At 65.7% G+C, this 402-nt stretch carries 1 protein-coding gene; it reads right to left on the bottom strand.

The genetic code is table 11. The features are described from left to right. Nucleotides 1-375, bottom strand: a 375-nt coding sequence (locus AC1DGW_RS16900) for a hypothetical protein (RefSeq protein ID WP_478025213.1), incomplete at its 3' end; no start/stop codon positions are given. Nucleotides 376-402 lie beyond the last annotated feature (27 nt).

The raw sequence follows: 402 nt of genomic DNA, 5'->3' as shown, positions 1-402 counted from the left end.
CAGGTAGTCCTGCATCGCCTTTGACGCCAATTGGTTGGCCGCCGCACCGGCCAGGCCCGACAACGCATCGCTACCGCCCAGTGCGGCAATGGCCGCGCCCACAATGCCGTGCAGGATCACCTTCTCCTTGCTGCCTTCTTCCCATCCCATCTTTTGAGCCAGGTCACCGGCGGCCCGCATCCCCACCTGCCCGGCCACCTGTCCCATCTCCATCCGCTCAGCCACCTTCTGCTGATCGAAGATGTCCTTGAGGCCATCCTGCTGCAGTTCGGTCACGCCACGGGCGATGCCCTCGCCGCTGCCGTCATGCACGATCAAGGTGCCATCGGCAATGCCGGCCTGCGTGGTGCTGCCGGACTTCTCGTGCTGCGGCACGCTGATGTTCGGGCTGACGCTGCCGCC

The organism is Stenotrophomonas sp. 05N423, from assembly GCF_056397145.1.
The sequence above is the reverse complement of the archived record's forward strand: the minus strand, read 5'-3'. Positions and strand labels throughout refer to the sequence as shown.